An 18,244-nucleotide genomic window follows, 5' to 3' on the forward strand; every position below is an offset into this window, starting at 1 on the left:
CTTTCTAGCCCACGGCGAAGGACCGGGGAAGGCGTTCGGCCCACGGGCGGCGGCGGGCTCACGGCACCGCCCGCTCCTGTCGTTCCGTGTCGACGCGGGGGAGGATCAGCACCCCCCAGGTGACCAGTACCGCTCCGATGGCCTCGGGGATCAGCCACCACCCGGCGCGTACCCGCTCCCCGTAGACCAGGATGCCCAGCGCCAGGCTGACCAGGCCCTCGCCCAGGGTGAGGGCGGGCTGTGAGGCGATGAGCGGGCCGGACTCCATGGCGTTCGCCAGGAGGAACAGCGAGCACGCGCCGGCCGCCACGAAGCCGTAGGTCTGCCAGGAGGCGAGGAAGGCGCCGCCGCCGTGCTCGTCGAAGGTGGTGGTGGCGGACTTCATCAAGGTGGCGGTCAGGGCGTAGCCGATCGCGGAGGCGGAGCTGAAGAAGGCGGCGCGGGCCTTTCCCCTGGGTCGCGGCAGGGCCGCCGCCACGCACAGGGCCATGGCGCCGCCGGTGGTGAGCAGGGTCAGCGTCCACATGCCGGGGGAGACGTCGGTGTGTCCGCCGTGTGGCGCGGCCGCCGCCAGTGCCATGCCGAGCCCGGCGGCGACCATGACGGACGCCGCCCAGCCGACCGCGGGCAGCCGGCGCCGGGACACCGCGGAGGCGACCAGGAGGGTGAAGGGCAGCTCGGTCACGAGGATGGGCTGCACCAGCGACAGCGATCCCAGGGTCAGGGCCAGGGCCTGGCAGGCCGCCGCGCCGACCACGATGGCGATGCCGCCGAGCCACGCCGGGTTGCGCACCAGGTGCCGGACGATCCGGACGCTGAAGGCGTCGCCCGGGGGCACGGTCCGGGCGCCCAGCCGCTGGAGCACCGTGCCCGTGGCGTTGCCCACGGCCGCCAGCAGGGCGAACAGCGCGGAGTGCAGTGCTGCCACGGTGCGGTTCCTCCGTTCGGAGCCTCGGGTCGCTGGCGGCAACGGTGGCAGAGCGGACGGTGGGACCGGAACCGCACCACCGCCCGGGAACAGTGATCACACGATCGGCCGGGTCGGACACGCGGCGTGACGGTGCGCCGGGTCGTGAGGGCCGGGTGAGCGGCTGAGAGCGAAACTCGGGGGGCCTGTGTGCATTGAGTGGGTCGGGAATGACAGGCTGTCCCCATGCAGAATGTGTTCTTCGACATCACCATCAACGACGAGCCCGCCGGGCGCATCGTCTTCAAGCTGTTCGACGACGTGGTCCCCGAGACCGCCCGCAACTTCCGTGAGCTCGCCACCGGCCAGCACGGCTTCGGCTACGAGGGCTCCGGCTTCCACCGGGTCATCCCCGCCTTCATGCTGCAGGGCGGCGACTTCACCCGGGGCGACGGCACCGGCGGCAAGAGCATCTACGGCGCGAAGTTCAAGGACGAGAACTTCCAGCTGAAGCACACCAAGCCGGGCCTGCTCTCCATGGCCAACGCGGGCCCCAACACCAACGGCTCGCAGTTCTTCATCACCACCATCGTCACCGACTGGCTGGACGGCAAGCACGTCGTCTTCGGCGAGGTCGTCGAGGGCATGGACATCGTGAAGAAGATCGAGGGCCTGGGCTCGCAGAGCGGCCGCACCTCGGCGAGCATCAAGATCGCGAAGTCGGGCGTGGTCGAGGCCTGAGAGGCCTGATACACCGGCGCGGGCCGGCTCGTAGAGGCGGCGGCTGCCCGGCAGACGCCGCCCTCGAGCCGGCCGGTCGCCCCTCCCCGGCCGGGAAGGCGCGGACGCCGCGCCGATCCGTGCCCCCCGCCCGCATGCCGGGAACCGCCGGGCTTGCAATGGCTTGATATCCCTCTTCCCTCTCCTCCAGTAATGAGTGGAAGAGTCCTTTGCGGGAAGAATCGCACCGAGGCGTAACCAGCCGACAGGCAACCGCTCTCTGCGATCCCCGGGGGGAACCGTGTGCGCCAACGTAACTGTCGTCGGTCTCGGACCGATGGGGGCGGCTCTGGCCGGCGCGTTCGTGGCCGCGGGCCATCGGACGACCGTGTGGAACCGTACGCCCGGCAAGGCGGAGGCCCTCGCCAAGAAGGGCGCCGTGACGGCGGCGACAGCTGCCGAAGCCGTGGCCGCGAGCCCGGTGACCGTGGTCAGCCTCGCGACGTACGAGGCCGTCGACGAGGTGCTCCGGCCCCTGGCCGACGCGCTCGCGGGCCGGACGCTGGTCAATCTCACCTCGGGGCCGCCGGTGTGCGCACGGGCGACGGCCGCCTGGGCGGAGAGCGGCGGTGCCGACTACCTCGACGGCGTGGTCCTGACGACCCCCTCCGGCATCGGCAGCCGGGACTTCCTCCAGCTCTACAGCGGCCCGCCGGCCGTCTTCGAGGGACATCGCGAGACGCTCGCCGCCCTGGGCGACCCGGTGTACGTGGGCGTCGACACCGCCCTGCCCTCCGTGTACGACACGGCACTGCTGTGCCAGATGTGGTCCACCCTGACCGGCTGGCTGCACAGCGTGGCCCTCATCGGCGCCGACGGCCCCGGGGGCAACGTGCCGGCGACGCGGTACACCGAGGTGGCCAACCGGTGGATGGACACCGTGCGCTTCTTCATGAGCACGTACGCGCCGCAGATCGACGCCGGGCGCTACCCCGGCGGCGACTTCCCCCTGGACCTCCACCGCATGACGATGGAGGTCCTCGTCCACGCCGGCGAGCTCCGGGGAGCGGGCTCCGGTCTGCCGGAGCTGTTCAAGGCGCTGACCGAGCGGGCGATCGCGGCCGGTCACGGCAGTGACAGCTACGCACGCCTGGTCGAATTCGTACGCCAGGAAGGCCGGCCGGACGCCACGCTGCCCTGGCCCCCGACGACCGCCTGAGGCAGACATACGAGCGGGCGGGCCCGGGAGCCCGCCCGCGACCCGCCGGCGTTCACTTAACGGCGATCACCATGGACTCCGGCCCGGCCAGATGCCGCACCCGGCTCTCACGGAACCCGGCGTCCGCCAGCCACGCGCGGCAGTCGGCACCCGTGTACTCGAAGCCGCCGGGCGTCTCCAGGAGCATGGTGAGACTCATGAGCAGCCCGGCGACGTTCTCCCGGCGCTCGTCGTCGAGGAGCGTCTCGTAGATGACGAGGACGCCGCCCTCCTGCAGCGCCTCGTACGCCTTCCGCAGCAGCGTCTTCGCCTTGGGCAGTGCCCAGTTGCTCAGGATGTGCCCGAAGACCAGGACGTCGGCCGTCGGCAGCGGCTCGGTGAAGAAGTCTCCGGCGCGGAAGACGAGCCGGTCGCCGAGGCCGGACTCCTCGTGCCGGCGCCGGAAGCCGGGGGCGACGGCGGCCAGGTCGAAGCCGGTGCCGCGCAGGTGGGGATGGCGGTCGAGCAGGTGTGCCAGCACGGTGCCCTCGGCGCAGCCGATGTCGGCGACGGTCCGGTAGGGGGACCAGTCGAACTCCTCGGCCAGGGCGAGCGCGGAGCGCATGGACAGCCCCGTCATGGCCTGCTGGAAGACGTCGAGGCGGTCGGGGTCGTCGTAGAGGCCGGCGTAGATGCCCTCCTCGCCGGCCCCGATGCCGTTCTGCGGCTCTCCCGTGCGCAGGCCCGCGTCCAGCCTCCCCCAGAGCTCGTACATCCTGGCATCGCTCATCTCCAGGAGGCCGCCCAGGTAGGCGGGCCTGCCGCGGACCAGGTACCGATCGGCGTCGGGGGTGTTCGCGTACAGGCCGTCGGTGCGCTCCAGGGCGTCGAGGGCGACGAGGGTGTCGAAGAAGTCACGGGCGGAGCGGGGGTGCAGCTTGAGCCGGACGCGCAGTTCCTCGCCGCTCAGCGGACCGTCGGCAAGCTCGGTGAAGAGGCCGAGACGGGCGGCGACGAGGAGGACCTTCGACGCCATGAAGCCGGTGGCGGTCTGCAGGAGCCGGTCGATCGCCGGGGCGTCGTGGGGGCCGGGAGACGTCTCACTCATGGGTCCCTCGCAGGGCGCTCGCATGGTTGTTTACCGGATATTTCTCAACTACCCACCCTTCGCCCCCTTCAGGCGCCGGATCAGTGGGCACCGCCCATCTCCAGCGCCATCACCCCCGCCACCACCAGCACCAGGCCCCCGATCTGCACCGCCGTCAGCCCGTCCTTGAAGAGCACCGCGCCGGCCAGCGCCACCAGCGCCACCCCCACGGCCGCCCAGATGCCGTAGGCGATCCCGATCGGCATGCCCCGCTTGAGCACCTGTGACATCAGCACGAACGCCGTCACGTACCCCACCGCCACGACCACGCTGGGCCCGACCTTCGAGAACCCCTCCGACAGGCGCAGCGACACCGTCCCCGTCACCTCCGCCAGGATCGCTCCTGCCAGCAGCATCCACGTCATGGCCTGCGCCTCCCTTGTCCAGCCGGAGAACCCGAACGTCCTTTCCTGACAGTGTGGGCGCGCGAGGACGCGGCATCCGCCGTGGGTGCGGCCGGTCAGCCCGAAAGGATGAGGCGGTCCCCACCCCGCCAGCAGCCGGCGAGACGTTCCTGCGTAGACTCCCTGGCTGATTCCGGACTCGATGGCCGGAAGGCACCACCGATCAACGGGGATACCTTGCTCACTCACACGAAGACCGGCACCTGGCGACGCTCCGCGCTCGCCGTCGGAACCGTAGCCGTCGCACTGGCCTTGACGGCGTGCAACTCCTCCACCGGAAGCAGCTCGGGCGACAAGAAGGGCAAGGCCTCGGCCGCGCCCGACAAGCCGCTCAAGGTCGGCCAGCCCAGCCCCGAGGCGATGGAGATCGGGCGCTACGGCAAGACCGGCAAGTTCACCATCACGCCGCAGCGCGTCGTCATGGGCAAGCCCTCCGACCTCACCGAGCTGGACGCGCAGAAGTACCAGGGGATGACGGTCGCCTGGGCGTACGTCAACGCCAAGCTGGTCGGCGGCGACATGCCGTTCAAGGGCCCCATGGTGTCGACCAACGTCGGGGTGCTGGCCGAAGGGAACCAGCGGGGCACCCAGCTGATCCTCATCGGCGACATGCCCGGCAGGCCCGCCGACTGCCGTGACCTGGACACCGAGGCGACGTGGCAGAAGGACGAGGAGCACACGGCCTGCATGCCCTTCATCGTGCCGGAGAAGCAGAAGGTCACCGCCATCACCTACTCCCGTGGCTACTACAAGGCCCCCCTGAAGTGGACCCTCGACTGACCGGCCGACCCGTACACCTCGTCACCCGAGCCGGACGGGCAGCGTGTCCGTGCTGTTCCCGACGAAGCTCGGGTGCGGGGGCAGCGCGCGGTCGGGCACGGCGGGCGTGAGGTCCGGGTAGCGGGCGAACAGCGCCTCCAGCGCGATCGCCCCTTCCAGCCGGGCCAGGTGCGCCCCGGGGCAGAAGTGCGGTCCGTGCCCGAAGGACAGATGGCGCTGCTCCGGGCGACGGGTCACGTCGAAGCGCGCCGCGTCGGGCCCGTACGCACGCTCGTCCCGGCCGGCGGCGCTGTACGAGGCCAGCACGGCGGTGCCCCGGGGTACGAGCACGCCGCCCACCGTCAGGTCGCGCGTGGGGTAGCGGAACGGGAAGAAGCCGACCGGGCTGTCGTAGCGCAGGGTTTCCTCCACCACGTCCTCCCAGCCGGCCCGGCCGGAGCGCACCGCCGTCAGCTGGCCGGGGTCGGCGCACAGGGCCCGTACGGCGTTGGTGATGAGGTTGAGGGTCGTCTCGTGCCCGGCGACGACCAACAGCAGGAGCGTGCCGACGAGTTCCGGGCCGCTGAGCCGCTCCTCGTCCTCCTCCTGTGCGGCGATCAGCGCGCTGGTGAGGTCGTCGCCGGGGGCCTTCCGGCGCCGCGCGACGACCTGGTCGAGCAGGGCGGCCATGTCACGGTTGGCCGCCAGGGTCTCCGCCGGGCCGGCGGAGGTGCTGACGATCGTCTGCGAGAGCCGGTGCACCTCGTCACGTAAATCCTGGTCGACGCCGAGCAGTTCGCAGATGACGCCCATGGGCAGGGGATAGGCGAAGTGCTCGCGCAGGTCCACGACCCCGTTCCGGCCGGCCCGGTCCGCGAGCCGGTCCAGGAGAGCGTCGGCGAGCTCCCGGACGCGGGGCCGCAGCGCCTCGACCCGCCGGGCGGTGAACGCCCGGGAGACCGGGGCGCGCAGCCGGCGGTGGTCGTCCCCGTCGGCGGTGGTCATGCCCTCGAGCGTGGCGAACACCGTGAGCGGCCAGCCCTGCGGTATCCGGCCCTGCTGGAGCGCCGCGAAGTGGCAGGGGCCCTTGGCCGCGTCGGGGTGGGCGAGGAACTCCTTGAGCTCCGCGTACCGGGTGACCGCGACGGCCTCCACCCCGCCCGGCAGCAGGACGGGGACCACCGGTCCCCGGGCGCGCAGGAGCGCGGCTTGCGCATGCCCCCCGGCTCCCGTCGGGTCGAGCGGGTAGGGAGCGGGCGCTGTGTCGTTCATGGTGACCCTCCTCGAAGGAAGCCGGCGGGGCGGCGGATGCCTGCGGTGCCACAGAACGAACCTCTACCGCCTACGGGCACCCGGCGGTAGCCTGCGGGCTCATTCGCCGTCAGAGGAGTGCGCCATGGGCGCCGAGGGCCGCCGCGATCCGCTCGCCGAGCACGAAAGGACCCGGGCCGCTCTGCGCGCCGTGATCCCGCGCCTGGTCCACCTGGTGCGCGGCGTTCCCGACCTGGGCGCGCCCTCCGGCGTACCGGTATGGACGGTGGGCGACGTCGGCGCGCACGTGTGTGCCGCCTATCTGGCGTACTGCTCCGCGTTCACCGGTGAGTTCGACGACTGGGACAGCGTCCTGCCACCGGACGACGGCCCGCTCTCCGAGCGGATCGCCGCCGTGAACGCCAAGGCGATCGGCCTCTTCGGCGAGGACGAGCGCCGGCACCTCGGCGACGTCATCGCCGAAAGGGGAGAGACCTTTCTGCGGGTCACCGAGGGCCTCGTACCCCAAACTCCCGTCGCCACCCCCTGGTACGGGCAGCAGGCCGTCATCACGCTGGCGACGGCGACCGGGCTCATGCTCAGCGAAAGCCTCCTCCACGGCCTCGACATCGCCCGCGGCGCCCGGCTCCCCTGGACGATCGGACCGGACGAGGCACGGCTGGTGCTCGGCCAGTCGATGCCGACGATGATGCCGCTCGCCCTGGACAAGACGAAGGCGCGAGGGGCCAGGGTCTCGTTCGACCTCGCGCTCAAGGGCGGGCCGCGGCTCGCGGTGGTCATCGAGGACGGGCGGGCGACGGTGGTCCGCGACGCGCCCGCACGCCCCTACGACTGCAGGATCACGGCCGCGCCGACCGAGTTCCTGCTGGTCTCCTTCCGGCGCCTGCCGGTCTGGAAGGCGATCGCCCGCGGACGGATGCGGGCGGGAGGCTCCAGGCCATGGCTCGCCCCGCGCCTGGCCCGGCTCATCGCCAGCCCCTGACCGGGCGCTTCCGAGGGAACCGCCCGGGTGCCGGCCGGCCGGGCTAGGGACGATCGGGGTCGATCTTGAGGACGGGCGCCGTGCAGATGATGCTGCGCCGACGGGCGATCCTTCCCCGCAGGTGTTCGCGCCGTCCGAGGCCGAGGATGTCGCTGCTGCTGAGGACCCCGTTGAACCGGGTGAGGAGATGGTGCAGTTCGTCCCCCTCCTCGTCGGCTTCCTCCGCGCACTCGCCGCCGGCCCCGTCCTCGGCCGCCCCCGCCTGCTCGTCCGTCCGCTCACCCGCGCCGGGTGCGGGGCGGCAGACGGGGTGGTGCGACGGCTCCGGCTCGTCCTCCTGCCCCGGTGGTCGCCGGTGCTGCTGGTCGGGCTGGTGCACGGCCGCCTCCCACAGCGGCCTGAAGTAGTCGAGCGGGCCGCCGAGGACGTGCAGCAGGGCGGCGACGTCGTCCCACTCGGCGGGTTGCGTCCCCTCCAGCATGGTCGTGACCCGGTCGGACGACAGCCGCCAGCGCGTGGCGACGGCGATGTCGTACGCGGTCGGCTGGCCCGCCCTCACGTGCAGGGTCCGCAGGGCCGCCAGCAGGCGTGCGGGGCCCAGCAGCCGGTCCTGGCCGGCGATGACCCCGCCCGGACTGGCCACCACGGGCGCGGCCACGGCGACCGTGTCCCGCAGGCGCTCGGTCTCCCACACCTGGCGCAGCACGGCGGGATCCGCCCCGCAGGCGATGGCGAAGCGCTCGGTGAGCGGCCAGGCGGGCACGCGCTCCCCGCTGAGGATCCGGGAGAGGTAGGAGGCGGAGCAGCCGACCCGGCGGCTGAGGACCTGCAGCTGCATCTTGGAGGCGCGGGCGAGCATCGACAGGACGGGGGCGAGCCGGTTGAAGGCCGGGGTCGCCGGAGTGCGGGCCGACAGGGGGGTGTCCACCGGCAGGTCGGACGGCGGGGGCGACTCCCCGGCCGGCGCGGTCTCGCCGTAGAGGGCGCCCAGGGACGACGGGGTGCTCCTCAGGTGGATGTGCTGGCTGAGGCGGCGCAGGATGTAGGCGTTGGTGTAACGGTGGCGTGCGGTGTCCTCGCTGACGTTCAGCAGCCGGCCGATGCGGCTCCACGTCACGCGCCGGTGGCGTGCGCGGCCCACGAGGCCGGCGGTGAGGCTCTCGAGCTGGGCGCGCAGCTGCTCGGCCCTGCGCAGCGGTTCCTCGGCGTCGAGGGCCTGCAGGCCGCGCTGGAGCTGGCGGGTCTCCTCGAGGATGTCCTTGATGATCTCCGCGAGGACCTCGTCGGCCCCCGACGGTACGCAGGGGGAGGGCTGGTACTGCCCTTGTACGGCCCGGGGCCGGCGTTTGGGCAGCGGGGGGCGCACCGGGGGTGCGGCCGGTGCGGGTACGCCGGGGGCGGAGACGGCGGCCTGGGGGTTCTTCCTCATGCGGTAGGCGGCCTGGCGGCACGGCGTGCTGCAGTACTTCTGGGGGCGGCCCACCTTGGGCTCGCCACTGGATCCGAGGGGCGTCTGGCAGAACTGGCAGAAATTCATCCTCGCCGTCCTCATGCTACGAAAAGGGTTCAGCCGGGGAAGTTCCGTCGCTGATTTGGTGGGAGCGGGCCTGTATTTCCGTCACCGGAAACCGGACGACTTCTCCGGATTCCTGTTTTTCGTCACGGTGGCCCGGTGCCGGCCGGAGGTGTCCGGCCGGCACCGGGCGCATTTCAGGACCGGCGCTTTCGCCTCGGCCAGTGGCCGCGACCAGCGATTCCCAGAGCGGCGAGGAGCCCGGAGAAGGACTCCGGGGTGAACTGCAGCTGGAGTCTGGCGCCCGAGATCAGCAGGAAACCCGTGACAAGGATGGCCAGGAACCAGGCAAGCGCACGCTTGCCAGATCGGTTCACACGACGGAAGGTTTCGTAGCGACTGCTAGTCTCTAGGTCGTGAGCCAGACGGTGCTGAAGCTGTTTGGCGCGTCGGCGCCGGGGGGATCGTTCCATTCGGTTTCTCCTGGACGGTCGAATCGCTGAGGGACGCGTGCAGGGTTTTGGATGAAGGTTTGGCGACCGCTTCACGCCCTGCACGCGCCTGAGCGTGACCTTATCTTTACACTGCGCCGAAAACGAATCGCCCTAATGGTGCATCGCGCCCATTTCGCGAAACGCCGCAGGACCGGTCGAATTCCGTAGTGAAAACCCGTGCCCATCTCACCGGATTCCGTTGATTTCGCCCGTGGGGCCTTCCTTCCCTGGTATGACAGGCACTCCGGCCCGCGGCGGTGCGGCGGATCAGGTTGCCTCGGGCAGCGATTCATGGGCCGGCGACGGACCGACTGCGTCCCCCCTCTTGACTTCGGACATAGAGGGAGGAAAATGGCAATACACCAGACAACCGGTGAGAGCCGCACCGTCGGTGGAGACGTAGACATCCATCGGCCCGAGTGACCCCACCTCGGCAACTGGCTAGGCCCTCGGCAGGTACGTATCGACATCGGAGTCCAGGCGACGACCGAGACTCACGGACCGATACGGAGCGCCGAGGGCTGGTTCATGCCCGGAGCACGGAAACGGAGACCGTGTCTACCGGGCTCCGCCTTGCCCGGCCTCGTCCCACAGGTCGGTGCTGTGGGAGTCGACGAGGGCACCGATGCGGGCGAGGACGTCCCCGGCCGGCCGCGGGTCGAGGCGGCGCCCGTCACGGAGGCGCACGGCCACGTGATCGTCGGCGGCTTCCCTGGCGCCGATCACCGCCTGGTAGGGCACGAGACGGGCCTGACGGACGCGGGCGCCCAGGGTGCCGTGCTCGGGCCCGGCGATCTCGGCGCGCAGCCCCAGTTCGGTGCACCGCCGGGCGAGGGCCGCAGCGTTCGGCAGCTCCGCCTCGGAGACCGGCAGGACGGCCAGCTGGACGGGGGCCAGCCAGGCGGGGAAGGCGCCGCCGTGGTGTTCGATGAGGTGGGCCACGGCGCGCTCCACGCTGCCGACGATGGCGCGGTGGACCATCACCGGCCGGTGCTTCGCGCCGTCGGCGCCGATGTAGTGCAGGTCGAACCGCTCCGGCTGGTGGAAGTCGATCTGGACGGTCGACAAGGTGGACTCCCGGCCCGCACCGTCGGCGACCTGGACGTCGATCTTGGGGCCGTAGAACGCGGCCTCGCCCTCGGCCGCCTCGTACGGCAGGCCGGAGCGGTCGAGGACATCGGTGAGCAGCGCGGTGGACCGCCGCCACATCTCGGGGGCGTCCACGTACTTCCCGCCGGGCCCCGGGAGGGAGAGGCGGAAGCGGGCCGGGCTGATGCCGAGCGCCTCGTACGCCCTGCGGATCATCTCCAGGGCGGCCCGCGCCTCCTCGGCGACCTGGTCCAGGGTGCAGAAGATGTGCCCGTCGTTGAGCTGGATGGCCCGTACGCGGTTCAGCCCGCTCAGCACGCCGGAGAGTTCGGACCGGTACATGCAGCCCAGCTCGGCCATGCGCAGCGGGAGCTCGCGGTAACTGCGGGGGCGGGAGCGGTAGATCACGGCGTGGTGGGGGCACAGGCTCGGCCGCAGGACGACCTGCTCGCCGCCCAGGTCCATCGGGGGGAACATGTCGTCGCTGTAGTGCGACCAGTGCCCCGAGATCTCGTACAGCTCCCGCTTGCCGAGCACCGGCGAGTACACGTGCCGGTAGCCCGCCCGCCGCTCGGCGGTGCGGATGTACTCCTCCAGGGCGTGCCGCACGGTCGCGCCGTCGGGCAGCCAGTACGGCAGCCCCGCGCCGATCAGCGGGTCGGTGTCGAACAGGCCCAGTTCGCGGCCGAGTTTGCGGTGGTCGTGCATGACGTTCCGGGTGGCGTTCGGCATGGCGTTCTCCTCACGGTCATCGGGCGAGTGACCGCAAGCCGAAGCCCCGGGGCACTCGCCCCGGGGCTTCGGACTGAACAGCTGTCAGCGCGCCGGGACACTCTCCGGCGTCGTCGTCATGGCAGCGCGCTTCATGGCAGGGACCGTAACAGAGGGGCCGCAGCGGCCGCTTGTGATTATTTCCGGCCAGTCAGAGGATCGGGGTCCGGGTCCTGCGCCTCCTGGCCGCACACCAGCGTCCGGCCCTCCTCCGTCCCGATCAGCACCTCTCCGCTCGGGGCGACGCTCAGGCACCGCGGAAGGAAGACGTGCGGGCCGACCGCGGTCGGCCGGCGGTGCACCACCTCGCCGTCCTCCGGGCACAGCGTCAGCAGCTCCCGCGCGCTGGTGGCGACATGGAGGAGACCCGCGCCCGCGTCCACCCCCACCACGGTGGCGTCCACGCGGTGCGCCCATGCGACCTCGCCGTCGGGGAAGGCGCGGCGCACGAGATACGTGCCGTCGAGGGTGGTGCAGACGTGGACGACCGCCTGCCCGAGGCCGTCCTCGACGTGGACGCCCGGGCCCCCGCCGATGGGCCCCGTGGGGCACTTCTCCCACCGGAGCGGGAACAGCGGCTCGATGCCCGCCGGCGAGACCTTGACCACCCACTTCTCCGGGCACGGCTCATGGCTGTACCCCTGCGGGAACAGCCGCTCGCCGATGCCCTGCAGGAACAGCAGGTGCGGGGAGCGGCGGATGCGGAAGCCGTGGTACGAGGAATCGCACTCGCCCAGCGCCACCGTGTCCAGCTGCCTGCCCGTGGGCGTGAACACCGGGGTCTCGTACGGCGGCCACATCGCCGGGGGAAACAGGTAGCGCGAGTCGCGGGCCGCCCAGGCGCCGTCGGCGCGTGCACTGAGCGCGACGGGGAAGTCGACCCGGCGCTCGGCGATGACCGTGCCGTCCGCGAGGTCGATCCGCTGGAGCAGCGTCTTCCTGTTCGCGCTGTCCCCGACGAAGACCGTGACCCACGCCGTCCGCTCGTCCGGCGCCACGTACACCTGGTGACCGGACCGGTGGAGGAATTCCTCCGGTACGGGCACCGACCACAGCACTTCGCCCGAGGCCGACCGGCACGCCAGCAGGCTGCTGCTGAAGTGCGCGGCGAGCATCCGCCCGTCCCGGAGCCCCTCCACCGCCGTCACCGCGTCGCGATGCCCCCAGGGGCGGCCCGCCCCGTCGGCCCACGCGGCCAGCTTGTCCCCCGGGCGGTCGGCGGCGGGCGCCCAGTGGATGTCCTCGTCCTCCACCGTGACCCGGGGGCCGAACTCGACGCCCCCGCCCTCGACGTCCTCGAGACCGAGCCACTCGTCCCGCTCGGCGACGCACCGGGTGTGGAGGTCGCCCGGATCGTCGTAGCAGCGGTCGGGCTCGGCCAGGGTCACCTCCAGCCGGCGCTCGTCGAGCCAGCGCAGGGCGGTGACCCCGACGCCGGGGAAGGGGAGGGAGGTCCGGCGTCGCGGCGCCGGTTCGAAGAGGACCAGTTCCCCTTCCCGCTCCCACTCGTCGCCCCGCTCGGTGCCGATGGTAAGGAGGGGGAGGGAGGGGTGGAAGGTGAAGACCTCGATGTGGTGGTCCAGCTCGACGAAGTGCCAGGGCGAAAGGTCGCCCTTCCGGTACACCGCCACCCGTGACCTGCCGTCCCGCGGCGAGGGGGAGGCGACGACGGCGAGCCACGCCCCGTCGCTGCTCACCGCGGCGTGGTACGGCCACCGGGTCTCGGGAAAGGGCTCGTCGGGTATCACGTGCATACGCAATGTTCTCAGGCACCACGGCGCCGGCCCCACCGCCCCGGGGGCAGGGCGCGGCCGGCTTCGTCCTACGCGTCCGCGAAGCGCAGGACGAAGCGGCGCTGCCAGGGCGTCTCCACCGCGCGCGGGTGGTAGTTCCGGCGGACGAACTCCACGGCCCGCTCCGCCGGGACCCCGTCCAGGACGGCCATGCACGCCAGGGCCGTGCCCGTCCGGCCGCGTCCGCCGCCGCAGGCGACCTCGACGCGTTCGTGCGCCGCCCGGGCCAGCGCCTCCGCGAACGCCTCCCGCGCCTGCCGGGCGTCCCGGGGAAGCCGGAAGTCGGGCCAGCGCACCCACCGGGACTCCCATGCGGTCGCCGACGGTTCCTTGCCGAGCAGATGGACCGCGAAGGACGGGGCCGGTCCCGGGGGGAGGGGGTGGCGCAGGCCGCGGCCGCGCACCAGGACACCCGAGGGGAACCGCATGACCCCGGGGTCCGTCGGGTTCCAGTCGTCCGCCATGCGAACACCCTATCGGCGGCCGGGCGGTGGCCTCAGCCCTTGACCGGGGCCTGCTCCCGCAGCAGGCCGACGAAGGCGCGCATCCACGCCGGGTGGTCGGGCCAGGCCCGGGCGGAGACGAGGTTGCCGTCGACCACGGCCTCCGCGTCCACGAACGTGCCTCCCGCCAGACGCACCTCGGGCGCGCAGGCGGGATAGGCGGCGGTACGGCGGCCCTCGAGCACGCCGGCCGCCGCCAGGGCGAGCGCGCCGTGGCAGATCTGCGCGACGGGCTTGTCCGCGGAGAAGAAGTGCCGCACGATCCGCTGGAAGTCCTCGTCCAGGCGCAGGTACTCGGGCGCCCGGCCGCCGGGGACGACCAGGGCCGCGTAGTCCTCCGGCGCCACGTCCGCGAACGCGACGTCGGCCTGCCAGGCGTGCCCGGGCTTCTCGGTGTAGGTGTCGAAGCCCGGCGTGAAGTCGTGCACCACGAACTGGAGCTTCTTCACGGCCGGCGCGGCGATCTCCACCTCGTACCCCTCCTCCAGCAGCCGCTGGTACGGGTAGAAGACCTCGAGGTCCTCCGCGGCGTCGCCGGTGAGGATCAGGACCTTGGGCATGCGGTACTCCTTCGGCTCGGGAACGGCCCGGCTATCCCTACCCGGCTCCCCGCCCGCGGACGCTCGCGCGCCCGGCCGCCGGCGGCACCTCACCCCTGGCGGTCGGCTTCCCGCCGCGCCCGCCACTGCGGGGCCAGTACCGACCAGAGCTCCATGTCACTGCGGACGCCGCGGTGGGGGTAGCTCTCCCGCAGTACCCCTTCCCGCACCATGCCCAGGCGCTCGGCGACCTTGATGCTCTCGGCGTTGGCGGGGGACGCCTGCCACTCCACACGGTGGATCCCGCGCACGTCGACCGCCCAGTCGACGAGCACCCGGATGGCCCGCGTGACCAGCCCCCGGCCGACGGCCGACTCCTCCAGCCAGCAGCCGACCTCGCACGTGCCGGCCGCGGCGTCGAAGGACCGGAAGAGAACGGCCCCGACGAGCGTGCCGTCCGCCCATATGCCGTGGAGGGACCCGCTGTCGGTGGCCTTCTTGTCCGCGTACGACTGCAGGAACGCCCTGGCGGAGGCCAGGTCGGTGGCCCGTTCCGGCAGCGGGATGTGACGGCCTATGTGGTCACGGGACCGGTCGATGTGGGCGAGGTACTCCTGTGCGTTCCACGGCTCCAGGGGCCGCAGTTCGGCATGGTCGTCACCCAGCGATTTCGCGAACATCTCACTCCTCGACGGCTTACATGTATCGGTGTGGGCAACTCCCCGAAGAATGATCATGTTCCCCGCGCCGTCGGCAGTCCGGCCAAAGAGTGGCACGAACACGTCAGGAGGGTGCGGAGGGGAGCCGTCCGCCGTACGGGAGTGCGAGAGTCCGCTGAGGCCCCCTCCCGGGGGCGCACCAGTGGACGAACAACTCGACGAAAGGACCTTTCGTGGGGAAGAAGATCGCCACACTGCTCGCATCCGTCGCCCTCGGCGCCATGACGTTCGCCGGTCAGGCGAGCGCGGCGCCCGCCGGCCACAACGCCTCAGCGGCCACGGACCAGGCCGACGGCGCGAGAACCAAGGCCAGCCAGACGCTCTACGCCCCGTCGGTCCTGGAGAGAGACCAGTCGGTGAGTTCCGACACCGCCCGCCTGGTCATGCAGTCCGACGGCAACCTCGTCGTCTACGACGAGTTCAACCGGGCCCGCTGGGCCTCGAACACCGTCAACCGCGGCTGGCGGGCCGCGTTCCAGGAGGACGGCAACTTCGTCGTCTACTCCCGCTCCGGCCGGGCCGTCTGGGCCTCCAACACCGCCGGCCACCCCGGCTCGCGGCTCATCGTCCAGGACGACGGGAACGTCGTGATCTACGACGGCAGCCGTGCGGTCTGGGCCACGGGCACGAATCACCTCCGCTGACCTTCCGCATCCGGCGCCCCGGCGGCCCGTGGCACGCGCCGCCGGGGCGCACTCCGGAGCGCCGGAGCGACTCCGGTGGCGGCGGCAGTACTGAAACCCCGCCGAGCGAGCAGACGTCAGAACATGACACGTCCACGGATCCTGATCGTCGGCGGCGGCTTCGCCGGAGTCGAGTGCGCCCGCCGCCTGGAACGCACGCTCACGTCCGACGAGGCGCTGATCACGCTCGTAGCGCCCTTCAACTACCAGCTCTACCTGCCCCTCCTGCCCCAGGTGGCCTCGGGCGTCCTCACTCCGCAGTCCGTGGCCGTCTCGCTCCGCCGGGGGCTGCGCCGCACCCGCGTCATCCCCGGCGGAGCGATCGGCGTGGACGCCCGGGCCAAGGTCTGCGTCATACGGAAGATCACCGACGAGGTCGTCGACGAGCCGTACGACGTCATCGTGCTCGCACCGGGCAGCGTCACCCGCACCTTCGACATCCCCGGCCTCGCCGAGCACGCCCTCGGCATGAAGACCCTGGCCGAAGCCGCCTACCTCCGCGACCACGTCATCGCCCAGCTCGACCTGGCCGACGCGGCCACCGACGAGGCCGAACGCGCCTCGCGCCTGCGGTTCGTCGTGGTGGGCGGCGGCTACGCCGGCACCGAGACGGCCGCCTGCCTGCAGCGCGTCACCACGGCGGCGTGCAGGCGCTACCCCCGTCTGGACGCACAACAGATCACCTGGCACATCGTGGACCTGGCGCCCAAGCTCATGCCGGAACTCGGTGACAAACTGGGAGCCGCGGCGACGCGCACCCTGCGGCGGCGCGGCATCGAGATATCCCTGGGCGTCTCGGTCGCCAAGGTCGAGCGGGAACGGGTCACCCTGACCAACGGCCGCGAGCTGCCGTGCCGGACCCTGCTGTGGACGGCGGGCGTGACGGCCAGCCCCCTGGTCGGCACCCTGGGCGCGGAGACGGTGAAGGGCCGGCTCGCCGTCACCGACCGCATGACGCTGCCGGGCCACGACGGCGTCTTCGCGCTCGGCGACGCCGCGGCCGTGCCCGATGTCGCCAAGGGCGACGGCTCCGCCTGTCCGCCCACGGCACAGCACGCCCAACGCCAGGGCAGGGTGGTCGCGGACAACGTGGTGGCCCACCTGCGCGGCGAGCCGCTGCGACCGTACGTGCACAAGGACCTCGGGCTGGTGGTGGACCTCGGCGGCAAGGACGCCGTCTCCAGGCCGCTGGGCGTCCAGCTGACCGGCCTCCCGGCGCAGGCGGTGGCCCGCGGCTATCACCTGATGGCGCTGCGCACCCAGGTCGCCAAGGTGCGGACGGTGACGAACTGGCTGCTGAACGCCGCGGCGGGCGACGACTACGTCCGTACGGGCTTCCAGAGCCGACGGCCCGCCACCTTGCGGGACTTCGAGTTCACCGACGCCTATCTCACGCCCGAGGAGATCCGCTCCCGGACCTCGTCGGCGGAGGGTCACGGGGACGTCTGACGACCGGCCGGGGACAGGCCGCAGGGCTCCGGCGCCGTCTCCTGCGCCGGGGTCTTCGGTATCCGGTCGCGGACGAGGCGGTGCTGCGCCAGGCAGGCGCCGGCGGTGAGCGCGCCGAACGCCGTCCAGCCGAGGGGGCCGGTGGCGACGGCCGCGGTGACGACCAGCGGGCCCAGCGCGCGCTGGGTCGCCTGGGCCAGGCCGTGGACGCCGAGGTAGGCGCCCTGGGCGTCCTCCGGGGCGAGGGCGACGGACAGCTCCCAGGAGACGGTGGCGTGGAGCATCTCGGCCAGGGTGACGGCGCTGGCCGCGAGGGTGAGGAAGACGGTGGCGAGCACGGCGCCGTGCGCGGTGGAGGCCGCCATGGCGATGCCGGCCGCCGCGAACGTCAGACAGAGGGGGAGGAGGAGCGCGCGGGCCTTGGCCGTGGTGGCGCCGAACCTTGCCAGGGGCACCTGGAGGGCCACGACCAGCACGCTGTTGAGCACCAGCAGCAGAGGGACGAGGCCGTGCGGGGCGTCGGTGGCGCGGACGGCCCACAGCGGCAGGCCCACCCTGATGACGGAGTCGTCGAGGAAGAGCACCGCCTCCGTGGCCATGTACGTGAGGTAGGAGCGGTCGCGCCAGGGGCTCGCGGGCGTCGTCGAGGGCGTGGGGCCGGAGCCCTTGGCGACGGTGCGGGCGGGCGCGGAGGCCTCCGAGCAGCGCAGGGTGATGAGGGCGACCACGACGAAGGAGAGCGCGTCGCCGAGGAGCAGGTACCGGTAGACGGCGGTCGTGCCGATGCCCAGCGCCGCCGCCGCGCCGAGGCCGCCTATGGCCCAGCCGGCGTTGGCGACCGTGCGGTTGACCGCCTGGTAGCGGACCCGCTCGCTGCCCGCGATGCGCGAACCGTAGAGCTTGGTCAGAACGCTCGCCCCCCGGTCGCCGAAGCCTCCGGCCGCCGAACAGACCAGCAGCAGGGCGAAGTCGCTCGTGGTGAGCAGGCCGAGGGCGGCCACGGCGCGCAGGATCTGGAAGGCGGCGAGCACGCGGGTGAGCGGCAGCCGGTCGGCCAGGCGCCCGCCGAGCGGTGCTCCCGCGATGCCGGCGACGCCGGCGACGGCGACGAGGGTGCCGACCCGGCCCACGCCGAGATGGGCGACGTAGGTGAAGTACAGCACCGACGTGGCGGCCCACAGGCCGCTGCCGACCCTGTCGACCAGGGCCACCCACAGCATCCGGCGCCCGTCCCGGCCTCCCGGCACGCGTGCTTCCACAGCGGCGATCCACCTGCGACCCGAGCTCACGGTCCCCCCGATC

The 18,244-nt window shown here is 72.3% G+C and carries 17 protein-coding genes; 6 read left to right on the plus strand and 11 right to left on the minus strand.

The genetic code is table 11. The features are described from left to right. Positions 1-58 precede the first annotated feature (58 nt). Positions 59-928: a DMT family transporter gene (locus AB0G59_RS04395; protein ID WP_360907904.1), complete on the minus strand. Its 870-nt coding sequence runs from the start codon at positions 926-928 to the stop codon at positions 59-61. A 225-nt stretch (positions 929-1,153) separates the two neighbouring features. Here AB0G59_RS04395 and AB0G59_RS04400 point away from each other — a divergent pair, with 225 nt between their 5' ends. Both AB0G59_RS04400 and AB0G59_RS04405 read left to right on the plus strand, forming a co-directional pair. Further along, positions 1,154-1,648, plus strand: a complete 495-nt coding sequence (locus tag AB0G59_RS04400) for a peptidylprolyl isomerase (protein ID WP_360907906.1) — start codon at positions 1,154-1,156, stop codon at positions 1,646-1,648. A 280-nt stretch (positions 1,649-1,928) separates the two neighbouring features. Continuing rightward, positions 1,929-2,846 carry an NAD(P)-binding domain-containing protein gene (locus tag AB0G59_RS04405; RefSeq protein ID WP_360907908.1) on the plus strand — a complete coding sequence of 306 codons (918 nt, stop codon included), beginning with the start codon at positions 1,929-1,931 and terminating at the stop codon, positions 2,844-2,846. A gap of 52 nt (positions 2,847-2,898) precedes the next feature. Here the strand turns inward: AB0G59_RS04405 and AB0G59_RS04410 are convergent, their stop codons facing one another. Further along, on the minus strand, positions 2,899-3,933 hold the full coding sequence (locus AB0G59_RS04410) for a methyltransferase (protein ID WP_360907910.1): 1,035 nt from the start codon (positions 3,931-3,933) through the stop codon (positions 2,899-2,901). Between the two features lie 80 nt (positions 3,934-4,013). Continuing rightward, positions 4,014-4,337: a multidrug efflux SMR transporter gene (locus AB0G59_RS04415; RefSeq protein WP_360907912.1), complete on the minus strand. Its 324-nt coding sequence runs from the start codon at positions 4,335-4,337 to the stop codon at positions 4,014-4,016. 216 nt (positions 4,338-4,553) lie between these two features. Between AB0G59_RS04415 and AB0G59_RS04420 the strand changes: the two genes are divergently transcribed. Beyond that, entirely contained in the window at positions 4,554-5,156 is a 603-nt protein-coding gene (locus tag AB0G59_RS04420) for a hypothetical protein (RefSeq protein ID WP_360907914.1), read from the plus strand. A 21-nt stretch (positions 5,157-5,177) separates the two neighbouring features. On the opposite strand, the gene AB0G59_RS04425 is transcribed toward AB0G59_RS04420, so the two are convergent. Beyond that, positions 5,178-6,407, minus strand: coding sequence for a cytochrome P450 (locus tag AB0G59_RS04425; RefSeq protein ID WP_360907916.1), 1,230 nt, complete (start codon positions 6,405-6,407; stop codon positions 5,178-5,180). A gap of 124 nt (positions 6,408-6,531) precedes the next feature. Here AB0G59_RS04425 and AB0G59_RS04430 point away from each other — a divergent pair, with 124 nt between their 5' ends. Beyond that, on the plus strand, positions 6,532-7,389 hold the full coding sequence (locus tag AB0G59_RS04430; RefSeq protein WP_360907918.1) for a maleylpyruvate isomerase N-terminal domain-containing protein: 858 nt from the start codon (positions 6,532-6,534) through the stop codon (positions 7,387-7,389). A 43-nt stretch (positions 7,390-7,432) separates the two neighbouring features. On the opposite strand, the gene AB0G59_RS04435 is transcribed toward AB0G59_RS04430, so the two are convergent. The 6 genes from AB0G59_RS04435 to AB0G59_RS04460 form a co-directional block, all read right to left on the minus strand. Next, positions 7,433-8,926, minus strand: a complete 1,494-nt coding sequence (locus tag AB0G59_RS04435; protein WP_360907920.1) for a helix-turn-helix transcriptional regulator — start codon at positions 8,924-8,926, stop codon at positions 7,433-7,435. A 1,028-nt stretch (positions 8,927-9,954) separates the two neighbouring features. Next, positions 9,955-11,193, minus strand: a complete 1,239-nt coding sequence (thrS, locus tag AB0G59_RS04440; protein WP_360908610.1) for a threonine--tRNA ligase — start codon at positions 11,191-11,193, stop codon at positions 9,955-9,957. A gap of 200 nt (positions 11,194-11,393) precedes the next feature. After that, positions 11,394-13,010: a hypothetical protein gene (locus AB0G59_RS04445; RefSeq protein WP_360907922.1), complete on the minus strand. Its 1,617-nt coding sequence runs from the start codon at positions 13,008-13,010 to the stop codon at positions 11,394-11,396. A 68-nt stretch (positions 13,011-13,078) separates the two neighbouring features. Continuing rightward, positions 13,079-13,513: a protein-tyrosine phosphatase family protein gene (locus tag AB0G59_RS04450; RefSeq protein ID WP_360907924.1), complete on the minus strand. Its 435-nt coding sequence runs from the start codon at positions 13,511-13,513 to the stop codon at positions 13,079-13,081. Between the two features lie 32 nt (positions 13,514-13,545). Then, positions 13,546-14,112, minus strand: coding sequence for a DJ-1/PfpI family protein (locus AB0G59_RS04455; RefSeq protein WP_360907926.1), 567 nt, complete (start codon positions 14,110-14,112; stop codon positions 13,546-13,548). Positions 14,113-14,201: 89 nt separating this feature from the next. Further along, positions 14,202-14,771 (minus strand): GNAT family protein, encoded by a 570-nt coding sequence (locus AB0G59_RS04460; protein WP_360907928.1) that lies wholly within the window; start codon positions 14,769-14,771, stop codon positions 14,202-14,204. 212 nt (positions 14,772-14,983) lie between these two features. On the opposite strand from AB0G59_RS04460, the gene AB0G59_RS04465 reads away from it, so the two are divergent. Both AB0G59_RS04465 and AB0G59_RS04470 read left to right on the plus strand, forming a co-directional pair. Then, the gene (locus AB0G59_RS04465; RefSeq protein WP_360907931.1) at positions 14,984-15,454 is read left to right on the plus strand and encodes a hypothetical protein; all 471 of its coding nucleotides are present in this window, start codon (positions 14,984-14,986) and stop codon (positions 15,452-15,454) included. A gap of 123 nt (positions 15,455-15,577) precedes the next feature. Further along, the gene (locus AB0G59_RS04470) at positions 15,578-16,942 is read left to right on the plus strand and encodes an NAD(P)/FAD-dependent oxidoreductase (RefSeq protein ID WP_360907933.1); all 1,365 of its coding nucleotides are present in this window, start codon (positions 15,578-15,580) and stop codon (positions 16,940-16,942) included. On the opposite strand, the gene AB0G59_RS04475 is transcribed toward AB0G59_RS04470, so the two are convergent. Continuing rightward, positions 16,927-18,189, minus strand: a complete 1,263-nt coding sequence (locus tag AB0G59_RS04475) for an MFS transporter (RefSeq protein WP_360907935.1) — start codon at positions 18,187-18,189, stop codon at positions 16,927-16,929. The genes AB0G59_RS04470 and AB0G59_RS04475 overlap by 16 nt on opposite strands. Positions 18,190-18,244: the final 55 nt, after the last annotated feature.

The sequence above is a fragment of the Streptomyces sp. NPDC021096 genome, from assembly GCF_040641275.1.
Taxonomy (GTDB): domain Bacteria; phylum Actinomycetota; class Actinomycetes; order Streptomycetales; family Streptomycetaceae; genus Streptomyces.